9 protein-coding genes and 1 pseudogene are annotated in these 10,572 nt (G+C 68.5%); 2 read left to right on the forward strand and 8 right to left on the reverse strand.

The features are described from left to right. The 8 genes and pseudogenes from AC2VNT_RS00865 to AC2VNT_RS00900 all read right to left on the reverse strand — a co-directional run. Positions 1–1,740 (reverse strand): valine--tRNA ligase (locus tag AC2VNT_RS00865; RefSeq protein WP_486945061.1); only part of this gene is annotated, 1,740 nt, incomplete at its 3' end. A 64-nt stretch (positions 1,741–1,804) separates the two neighbouring features. After that, on the reverse strand, positions 1,805–2,374 hold the full coding sequence (locus tag AC2VNT_RS00870) for a DUF937 domain-containing protein (protein ID WP_486945068.1): 570 nt from the start codon (positions 2,372–2,374) through the stop codon (positions 1,805–1,807). Positions 2,375–2,477: 103 nt separating this feature from the next. After that, entirely contained in the window at positions 2,478–3,731 is a 1,254-nt protein-coding gene (locus AC2VNT_RS00875; protein WP_486945062.1) for a saccharopine dehydrogenase family protein, read from the reverse strand. A gap of 83 nt (positions 3,732–3,814) precedes the next feature. Next, positions 3,815–4,048: pseudogene (locus AC2VNT_RS00880) on the reverse strand (transglycosylase family protein); the annotation flags it as partial. Between the two features lie 813 nt (positions 4,049–4,861). After that, complete coding sequence (gene mobA / locus AC2VNT_RS00885) at positions 4,862–5,491, reverse strand: molybdenum cofactor guanylyltransferase (protein ID WP_486945069.1); 630 nt, start codon at positions 5,489–5,491, stop codon at positions 4,862–4,864. Between the two features lie 7 nt (positions 5,492–5,498). Continuing rightward, the gene (locus AC2VNT_RS00890) at positions 5,499–6,590 is read right to left on the reverse strand and encodes a 2-oxoacid:ferredoxin oxidoreductase subunit beta (RefSeq protein ID WP_486945063.1); all 1,092 of its coding nucleotides are present in this window, start codon (positions 6,588–6,590) and stop codon (positions 5,499–5,501) included. 28 nt (positions 6,591–6,618) lie between these two features. Beyond that, entirely contained in the window at positions 6,619–8,583 is a 1,965-nt protein-coding gene (locus AC2VNT_RS00895; protein WP_486945064.1) for a 2-oxoacid:acceptor oxidoreductase subunit alpha, read from the reverse strand. 213 nt (positions 8,584–8,796) lie between these two features. Next, positions 8,797–9,120, reverse strand: coding sequence for a hypothetical protein (locus tag AC2VNT_RS00900; RefSeq protein WP_486945065.1), 324 nt, complete (start codon positions 9,118–9,120; stop codon positions 8,797–8,799). Between the two features lie 49 nt (positions 9,121–9,169). Between AC2VNT_RS00900 and AC2VNT_RS00905 the strand changes: the two genes are divergently transcribed. After that, positions 9,170–9,367, forward strand: coding sequence for a PASTA domain-containing protein (locus tag AC2VNT_RS00905; protein ID WP_486945066.1), 198 nt, complete (start codon positions 9,170–9,172; stop codon positions 9,365–9,367). A gap of 165 nt (positions 9,368–9,532) precedes the next feature. Then, positions 9,533–10,003, forward strand: a complete 471-nt coding sequence (locus tag AC2VNT_RS00910) for a hypothetical protein (protein WP_486945067.1) — start codon at positions 9,533–9,535, stop codon at positions 10,001–10,003. Positions 10,004–10,572: the final 569 nt, after the last annotated feature.

Genomic DNA, 10,572 nt, shown 5'->3' on the forward strand with positions numbered 1-10,572 from the left:
GGCGTGGTCTTCGCCGATGGACAGATCACCCCCCGGGCTGGCGCCGCGGGCCAGGGTGAACCGCAGCGCGTCGGCGCCGAACGCCTCGACCCAGTCCAGCGGGTCGATCCCGTTCCCCTTCGACTTGCTCATCTTGCGGCCGTGCTCGTCGCGGATCAGCCCGTGCAGGAACACGTTTCCGAACGGCACCGCGGCCCCGTGCAGGGCCGGATCGTCGGCGACGAAGGTGCCGAACATCATCATCCGGGCCACCCAGAAGAACAGGATGTCGTATCCGGTCACCAGCACACTGGTGGGATAGAACTTCTCCAGTTCGGGGGTGCGATCCGGCCAGCCCAGGGTGGAGAACGGCCACAGCGCCGAGGAGAACCAGGTGTCGAGCACGTCGGGGTCCTGCTGCCAGTCGTCCGGCGGGGTCTCGTCCGGCCCGACGCAGACCTGCTGGCCGTCGGGTCCATGCCAGATCGGGATACGGTGCCCCCACCACAGCTGCCGGGAGATGCACCAGTCGTGCATGTCGTCGACCCAGCCGAACCAGCGCGGCTCCAGGCTCTTCGGGTGGATCACGGTGTCGCCGCCCCGGACCGCGTCGCCGGCCGCCTTGGCCAGCGATTCCACGCTGACCCACCACTGCATCGACAGCCGCGGTTCGATCACCTCGCCGCTGCGCTCGGAGTGCCCGACGCTGTGCAGGTAGGGCCGCTTCTCGGCGACGATGCGGCCCTGGCCGGCCAGCGCCTCGCGCACCGCGGCCCGGGCCTCGAAACGGTCCATGCCGTCGAATTGCGTTCCGGTGTCGACGATCCGGGCCTTGGTGTCCAGGATCGACGGCATCGGCAGCTGGTGTCGCAGCCCGATCTCGAAGTCGTTGGGATCGTGGGCCGGGGTGACTTTCACCGCGCCGGTACCGAATTCGGGGTCGACGTGCGCGTCGGCGACGACGACGATCTCCCGGTCCAGGAACGGGTGCGGCAGCGTGGTGCCGACCAGGTCGCGGTAGCGCTCGTCGTCCGGGTGCACCGCGATCGCGGTGTCGCCGAGCATGGTCTCCAACCGGGTGGTGGCGACCACGATGTGCGGTTGGGCGTCGTCGAGCGAGCCGTACCGGAACGAGACCAGCTCGCCTTCGATGTCGTCGTATCTGACCTCCAGGTCGCTGATCGCGGTCTCCAGCACCGGCGACCAGTTGACCAGCCGCTCGGCCCGGTAGATCAGCCCGGCGTCGTAGAGCCGTTTGAAGATGGTGCGCACCGCCCGGGACAGCCCGTCGTCCATGGTGAACCGCTCGCGGCTCCAGTCCACCCCGTCGCCGAGCCGGCGCATCTGGGTGCCGATGGTGCCACCGGAGTCGCGCTTCCAGGACCACACCCGCTCGACGAAGCGTTCCCGGCCGAGCCGCTCCTTGGTCTCGCCGGAATCGGCCAGCTGCCGCTCCACCACGCTCTGGGTGGCGATGCCGGCGTGGTCCATGCCCGGCAGCCAGAGCACCTGGTAGCCCTGCATCCGTTTGCGCCGGCTCAGCGCGTCCATCAGCGTGTGGTCGAGCGCGTGGCCCATGTGCAGGCTGCCGGTGACGTTCGGCGGCGGCAACACGATCGAATACCCGGGCTGGTCGCTGGCCGGATCGGCGGTGAAGTAGCCGGCGTCAACCCAGCGCTGGTAGATCGCGGCCTCGACCGCTCCCGGTTCCCAGGACTTGGGCAGGGCTTCGGCGTCGGCGGAGCGTGGGCTGGCGGTCACCGGCCAATTCTATGAACGCCGGACGGCCCCGGTTCGCCGGGCCTGACGGACCGGGGCGGGGGCGTTACTTGCCGCCGCGGAGCAGGCCGCCGAGCACGTCGCCGATCGCGCCGCCGGTCTTGCCGCCGAGCACGTTGCCCAGGATGCTGCCGATCGACTGGTTGCTGCGGCCGCCCGACGCCGCGCCGCCCAGGATGCTGCCCAGCACGTCACCGAGGCCGCCGCCACCGGACGACGCCGACTGCTCCGCGGGCGCGCTCTTCTGGCTCATCTGCTTGCCGATGTAGGCCAGCACCAGCGGCGTCAGGATCGGCAGCAGCCGCTGGACCAGGTTGTTGTTGCCGGCTCCGGCCCCGGAGAGCGCCGAGGCGACCTGACTGACGTCGTTGCCGCCGAAGATCTGCGAGATCAGATTGGCCCCTTCGGGGTGATCGCCGGTGCCGCCGGCAAGGCTGGCCGCGGCGTCGCCGATGGTGCTCGCCTGACCGGGTTCCTGGGCGTGCTCGTGCAGGCCGCCGAGCAGCACCGGCACCAGTGTCCGGATGGTGTCGCCCACCTCACCGGAGTCGGCGCCGAGCTGCTGGGCGATGTCCTGGACGGGGATCTGGGCGAAGAGATCGTCGAGGCCGGCCATAAGGGTGCTCACCTTCGTGTCTGGTGCGCCGCCGGGGTGGCGGCAACCGAGCACGATAGTAGCCGAGCCGCGCCGGGCGGGCATCGACTCGAATCCGGGTCGGTCAGCTCAGTCGCTCGGTCTGCACCGATACGCCGGCTGCCTGCAACCGGGCCAGCAGCGCGTCCCCCATCGCGGCCGCCGGGGTCAGCACTCCGTGCAGATCGGAGAGCGCGTCGCGGTCCAGCGCCAACGCCAGCCCGCTCTCGGCCAGCATGACCGACGTCGCCTGGTAGCCCGGGTCGCCGGACTGCGCGATCGTGGTGCGGTACCGAGCGCCGCTGCTGGTTATCGTGTAGGTCTCGGTGCGGTAGTGGCCGCTGTGCCGGACGGCCTCGCTGGGCCCGCTGCCCGGAGCCGGGGTGACCCGGTCCACCAGTCGACGCGGCAGCAGCCGGAAGGCGCGGCTGCCCAACCAGACCATCGCGGTGCTGGTGGCGGTGAGGACCCCGGCCAGCACCGGGGCCGCCGCCGACGACCCGACGCTCATGTGCTCGGCGTAGCGGAACCGCCGGCCGTACTCCCAGCCCAGCAGCGCATTGCTGCGCCGCACCACCCGGGTGTTGGCGACCGCCATCACGAACCCGGCCGTCCAGGTTCCGGCCAGTTCCGGCGCGATCGCCGCACCGCGCCGCCACACCAGATCCGGCTGCTTTCCCAGTTCGGGCTCGGCACCCCGGTCACCGCTGAGCGTGTAGGGGTCTTCGGCCAGGCGGCGGGCATCCGGGTCGCTGGACGCGGTACGCATCACCTCCACCATCGAGGCGATCGTGCCGCCGGAGACCCCACCGGCGAAGCTGCGCAGCACCAGGTCGGTGTCGGTGAGTTCGCCGGCCCCGTCGTCGTGCGCCGCGCGGGAGAGGGCGAAGACACCGAGGTCCGACGGGATCGAGTCGAACCCGCAGGAATGCACGATCCGGGCTCCGGTGTCGGCGGCCTGCTTGTGGTACAGGTCGATGCTGTCCCGCATGAACATCGGCTCACCGGTCAGATCGGCATAGTCGGTGCCGGCCGCGGCGCAGGCGCCGACCAGCGGCAGCCCGTAGCGAGTGTAGGGGCCGACGGCGCTGATCACCACCTGGGTGCGGGCTGCCATCGCGGCCAACGTCGACGGTTCGGTCGCGTCGGCGATCACGATCGGCCAGTTCCGCGCCGCGTCTCCCAGCCCGTCCCGGACGGCCGTGAGCCGCTCTGCCGACCGGCCGGCCAGCCCCACCCGGGCGCCGGTACCGGCGCCGGCCAGGTACCCGGCCGTCAGCTTGCCGACGAAACCGGTCGCCCCGTAGACGACGACGTCGAGTTCGCGTGCTGATCCCATGCGATGACGCTACCGCCCCACCCTCCGGAGACGGACAACGGCGCCGGAGGTCTCACCCCGGCGCCGTCACCCCGGCATTGGGCCTAGCCGCGGCCGCCGCAGACCGGCCAGGCGCCACGTCCCTGCGTCCGCAGGACGTTCTCGGCGACCCGGATCTGCTCGGCACGGCTGGCCAGGTTCGGCATGCCGCTGCCGCCGTTGGCCCGCCAGGTGCCCAGGTTGAACTGCAGACCGCCGTAGTAGCCGTTGCCGGTGCTGATCGACCAGTTGCCGCCGGACTCGCAGGCGGCGACGGCGTCCCAGTTCAGGCTGTCCGCGTGCGCGGTCCCGGTGCAGAGGGCGACCGGCGCAACTGCCAGCGCTCCGGTGGTCACCGCCATCGTGAGCGTCTTGCGGATGTTCTTCACACTTAACCCTTTCGCCACGCGCGCGCCGAAGCCCGCCCGGACAGGGCGGCGCGCCTGACGGTCAGGCGGAAGGTGGTCTTCGATCCGTGCCGTCTCGGTCGGGCACGGCAGCCGGGGCGGAACCGACATCGGAATACACCAGGTCGTCCGCAGCCCGCTCACACGCGGTTATTCATGGATTCAATTTGATTTGCCGAGCTGTCGGCGAATAGGAAACTACGGGCTCGATTGAACGGGTCAAATTCGATGACACGGGTATCTCGCGCAGATAACAATTTAATTACATGAGCTAAGCTCAATTGTCTTGGCTGGTCAGCGTGGGTTTGGTCATCGATTCGGTGGTGTGGCACCGCCGGGGATTCGTGGGCCGAATCACAACGGTTTTGTGGGGCGGACCACTACGTTCGGCGCGTCGACACGCCGGCGCGGCAAAACCTCACCAGAGAACAGGCCTCACATCAGCCTCAGCATCCACTTCTGCACGCGCGCAATAGGTTACCCGGCTATCGGCCCACGCCGGAGAATTCGGCGGCCGTGGTTCCCACCGGGCATCGACCGGGCACATCCGAAATACTCGACACCCCAATCGATTCCGGCGAGCCCGCGGCACAACGACCCGGGCCGCGAGACCGATCGCCCGTCCGCCATCAAGAAGCATCGTTTATTGTGCAGATAACGACCACGGCCATAACCGGACGGAATATTGTCGGATTCCGATAGCGGCTACGGTTTATCTTCTTCGTAAATTCGGACCGATAGCGCCCGAACGTCGTCCGGTGAGTTGAGGTTGGTCAGCGGCAGCGGATCCGAGACGACCAGGCGCTGGGTGTCGACGATTCCGGGCAGTGCGCCCATCCGCCGTTCCCCGGCGGCCACCAGCTCGTCGATCCGGTCGGCCAGCTCGGTCCGGTACACCCCGGCCAGGTAATGGTCGTGGCCGTCCCAGGGCAGCACCGCGTCGGCGCCGCAGCGGGCCGCCAGCCCGGCGAGCGCGTCGACCAGCTCGACGGTGAGCAGCGGCATGTCCACCGCGCAGACGAACGCCAGCTCCGCGCCCGCCTCGGCGGCCGCTCGCAACCCCCGTCCGGTCGCCGGCAGCGGGCCGAGCCCGGGCGCCTCGTCGCGCAGCAGCCGCACCGGCAGCTCGGGCAGCGCCTGGCCCGGGGCGGTGACCAGCAGCACCGGGTCGCAGCGCCGACGCAGCACGGCCACCGTCTGTTCCACCAGGCTGCGACCGTCGAAGCGGCCCGGAATGGTTAGCGCGGCCTTGTCACGCCCCATCCGGCGCGACGCCCCGCCGGCCAGCACGACACCGGCCAGCGGCACCGATCGGGTCGGCCCGGGCTGGGTCAGGCCCGACTCATTCCACGCGCCAGGTGTCGCGCCCTCGCAGCAGCGACTGCAGGGCGGCCGAGTCATGCGAGGCGGCGTCTCGAGCCGCGCTGACCTGGAGCCGGGCCTGGTCGTCGTAGGTGGGCTTGGTGACGCTGCGGAAGATGCCCATCGGGAAGTGGGCCAGCCCCTGATCGGAGAGCCGGGACAGCGCGAAGGCGTACGACGGGTCGTCCCGGGTGGCGTCGTGCACCACGATGTCGTCGGCGGGGACGTCGGCGGTGTTGGCGACCGCCAGGCCGTAGCCGGACTGGACCACGCAGAACTCACCGTCGGCGCCGAAGGTGATCGGCTCACCCTGCCGCAGCGGGATCACCCGGTTCTCGGCGCCCTCCTTGCGCAGCAGGTCGAACGAGCCGTCGTGGAAGACCGGGCAGTCCTGCAGGATCTCCACCAGCGCCGACCCACGGTGCTGCATCGCGCCGTGCAGCACCTCGGTCAGCCCCTTGCGGTCGGAGTCCAGCGCCCGGCCGACGAAGGTGGCTTCGGCGCCCAGCGCCAGCGATACCGGGTTGAACGGGTTGTCCAGCGACCCGAACGGGGTGGACTTGGTGATCTTGCCGGTCTCCGACGTCGGCGAATACTGCCCCTTGGTCAGCCCGTAGATCCGGTTGTTGAACAGCAGGATGGTCAGGTTGACGTTGCGGCGCAGGCTGTGGATGAGGTGGTTGCCGCCGATCGAGAGCGCGTCGCCGTCGCCGGTGACCACCCACACCGACAGGTCCTCGCGGCTCACCGCCAGCCCGGTCGCGAACGTCGGCCCGCGGCCGTGGATCGAGTGCACCCCGTAGGTGTCCAGGTAGTACGGGAACCGGCTGGAGCAGCCGATACCGCTGATGAACACGATGTTCTCCCGCCGCAGCCCCAGCTCCGGCAGGAAGTTGCGGACGGTGTTCAGGATCGCGTAGTCGCCGCAGCCGGGGCACCAGCGCACCTCCTGGTTGGAGGTGTATTCCTTGGCCTTCTGCGGTTCGTCGGTGGTGGGCACCGCGATGTTTCTGGTCGGCGTCAGGCCGAGGTCGGTACCGACCAGGCCGTTGCTGTCGATCACATCGCTCATCAGCGCTGCTCCTTCATCGCCTCGCGAGTCATGCCTCGACCGCCGCTCCGGCGGCGACCACCGCCATCCGGGCGACCATCGCCTTGTCTTGTTCGATATCGGCCAACGTCCCGCGCCTGCCGCCGGATGCGGCACGAATGATCCGGCCCACCTCGTCGGCGAGGAACGCCACCCCCTGAACCTTGGTCACCGACTGCACGTCCACCAGATACTTGCCGCGCAGCAGCAGGGCCAGCTGGCCCAGGTTCATCTCCGGTGCCACCACCTTCGGGTACCGGCGCAGCACCTCACCGAGGTTCGCCGGCAACGGATTGAGGTAACGCAGGTGCGCATGGGCGACCTTGGTGCCCTTGCTGCGGGCCCGCCGGCAGGCCTCGCGGATCGGTCCATAGGTGCTGCCCCACCCGACGAGCAGCAACTCGGCGTCGTCGGTCGGGTCGTCGACCTCGAGGTCGGGAACGGCGATGCCGTCGATCTTGGCCTGCCGGATGCGCACCATCAGGTCGTGGTTGGCCGGCGCGTAGGAGATCTCGCCGTCGCCATTGGTCTTCTCCAACCCGCCGATGCGGTGCTCCAGGCCCGCAGTGCCCGGGATGGCGAACTGGCGGGCCAGCGTCTCCGGGTCACGGGCGTAGGGCTGGAACTCGTCGCCGGTCTGGGCCAGCGCGCGGTCGATCGGGGCGATGGCGCTGACGTCGGGGATGCGCCACGGCTCGGATCCGTTGGCGATGGCCCCGTCGGAGAGCAGCACCACCGGGGTCCGGTAGGTCAGCGCGATGCGGGCGGCCTCGATCGCCACCTCGAAGCAGTCCGACGGGGTGGCCGCCGCCAGCACCGCCACCGGGCACTCGCCGTTGCGCCCGTAGAGCGCCTGCAACAGGTCGGCCTGCTCGGTCTTGGTCGGCAGGCCGGTGGACGGTCCGCCGCGCTGGACGTCGATCAGCACCAGCGGCAGCTCGGCCATCACCCCGAAGCCCAGCGCCTCGGATTTCAGCGACAGCCCCGGCCCCGACGTGCTGGTCACCCCCAGCGCGCCACCGTAGGAGGCGCCCAGCGCGGCGCCGATCCCGGCGATCTCGTCCTCGGCCTGCAGGGTGACCACGTTGAACTTCTTGTGTTTGGACAGCTCGTGCAGGATGTCCGAGGCCGGGGTGATCGGGTAGCTGCCCAGCAAAACCTGGGTGCCGGCCAGCTGGCCGGCGACGACGAGCCCGTAGGCCAGCGCGGTGTTGCCGGAGACCTGCCGGTACTCGCCGGGCGGCAGCTTGGCCGGCGAGATCTCGTAAGTGGTGCCGAACGCCTCGGTGGTCTCGCCGTAGTTCCAGCCCGCTTTCAGCGCCACCACGTTGGCTTCGGCGATCTCCGGCTTTTTGGCGAACTTCTCCCGGATGAAGGATTCGCTGTGCGCCAGCTCGCGGCCGTACATCCAGGACAGCAGCCCCAACGCGAACATGTTCTTGGCGCGCTGGCCGTCCTTCTTGGTCGCCCCGATGGCATCGACCGCGCCCAGGGTCAGCGAGGTCATCGCCACCGGCTGCACCACGTAATCGGAGAGCTCGCCGTTCTCCAACGGGTTGGTCTGGTAGCCAACCTTGGCCAGGTTGCGTTTGGTGAACTCGTCGGAGTTGACGATCACCAGCCCGCCGCGCGGCAGGTCGTCGATGTTGGCTTTCAGCGCCGCCGGGTTCATCGCGACCAGCACGTCGGGCCGGTCACCGGCGGTGAGGATGTCGAAGTCGGCGATCTGGATCTGGAACGACGACACCCCCGGCAGGGTGCCCTGCGGGGCCCGGATCTCGGCCGGGTAGCTGGGCTGGGTGGCCAGGTCGTTGCCGAACAGGGCCGCCTCGGAGGTGAACCGGTCACCGGTGAGCTGCATCCCGTCGCCGGAGTCCCCGGCGAACCGGATCACGACCTTCTCGAGCTTGTGCCGCTCAAGCGCCGATTCCGACTTGGCTCCGTTGTCGTTCGGACCCACGTCCCTGCCTTCCATTGCCACTCTCCGCACCGGCGCCACGCGCGTCAGACCGCACGTGCCCGTCACCGGAATCGGCGCATTAGCGTTTTTATGTCACTGGCGGTACCGATTATTGCACCTTCTTAAGATGCCGCCACACCGCGCGCCACCGGCCCATGTCGACGCTACCGCAGAAAGTAGTGGTCACCGTCGCGGGGGGACCCGAACGGCACATCGGTGTGGACTTAGTCACTGTGTCGGCAGTCGAACCTTAAGAAAGTTGGCTACCCGCGAGTAACCTTTGCTAGCACCTGGCAGCGCGGCCACGGCTAGCATCTCGCCTGTGAGAACACCGACCCGCGTCGCCGCCGCGCTCTGCGTGCTCGCCCTGTCGTTTGCCGGCTGCCACGCCACCAAGCACGAGACCCCGACGCCCAGCAGCTCGGCCACGTCGCCGACGACGCCGAGCAGTTCGAGCACGTCGTCGACGACGCCGAGTTCGACCGAGACGTCGGAGCCGCGGGAGTCGACCACCTCCAGCACGGCACCGAGCACGTCGACGACCACCAGCACGTCGGCGACGACGTCCGCCGCTCCGGGGGCACCGATCGCCATCCCGGACGTGACCGGTCAGGACGCCGAGGACGCCAAGCACCAACTGGAGAACCTGGGCTTCACCGATGTGGCGTTCAACTCGGTGGATCCGAAGCACAAAGAAGTGATCCTGCCGCTGGACTGGACCGTGGCCAGCGTCAACCCGGCGCCGGGCACCAAGGTCAGCGCCGACTCATCGGTGGTGCTCAACGTCAACCACAAGTAAGCGGAGGGTAACGGGCGACTACCTGGACCGAGGCATGGCCGTTGTTGGGGGTGCCACTGTTGATGGTCGCCCACTTGTAGAGACCGACCGTTGCGGATCCGGGTCGATACGTACATTATGTACGTATTAGGTAGCCTGGGAAGCCAGAGGAGGGACGGTAGGGCCATGCCAGCAGTGAAGGATGGGACGCCAGCCCTTAAATACGAGACCTTCCAAGACAGCCGGCAGCACCTCTCGGACGTTTTCGACGCAGCGCAGGAGGGGCTACTGGTCAGCATGAGCCGCGGCCGGTCGAATCGGGACCGCCGCCAGGGTCCGGTCGGCATTCTCAAGATCACAGTGCTCCGGGATCTCTTGGAGCGGGTGCTCGCCGGCTGGATCGAGGTCAGCTACAACGACGAGGATCGCCTGCACACCGTGGGGGTGAAGGGCCTGCCGTTGGCTGCTGAGGGCGAGACCTTGTCCGAAGCGTTCGACGATCTCGTCGATGAGATCAGGGACTACAACGAACAATGGGTTGAACGACTCCGATTCGCCCCCAATCATGAAGGCAACTTGCCGCTCGTCTATCTCGCGCAGACCATGCCCGAAGACGACGATCTTCATGCATGGCTAATGGCGCAGGCCGGTGCGTAGCTGGCCCGTTGCGACGTACAAAGACCATGAACGGTTTTGCATCGTCGAGGGTTGGACCTGTGTTTCTCATGGGTCTGGACGGCGCGGCAAGAGTAGGGACCACACTCGATACGAGTTGGTGCTGAGCGATGGCCGGATACTTCGGACGAAGATCTCGCATCCCATAAACGCACGCAACACCTACGGTCGTGATTTGTGGGCAAGGATCTTGCGTGACCAGTTATGCGTGACCCAAGAGCAGTTCTGGGCATGCGTGCGGGACAAACGTAAACCGGCGCGGTGATGTGCCGACGAAGAGCCAGTTATCCCAGCATCCACGCTGAGGCCGTTTCCGTGGCACGCGCGGCCGGCACACCGGCCAGCGGGGCCAACCCGAACGCCAGAAACGCCCCGGCCGCGCCGCCTGCACCGACCGCCCGGCGCCGTCGCCGGCGTGCACGGGCCGCGGCCGATTGACGGTTGACTGTGGTGCGATGCGAACGAGCCATGTCCGCAGCCCCTTCCCCCGGGGAGGCCTGAGTGAAATGCTCTCAGTGGATGCTCCGAGTAGACCTATGGCTACCTGGCAG

Source organism: Mycobacterium sp. TH-M15, from assembly GCF_057473705.1.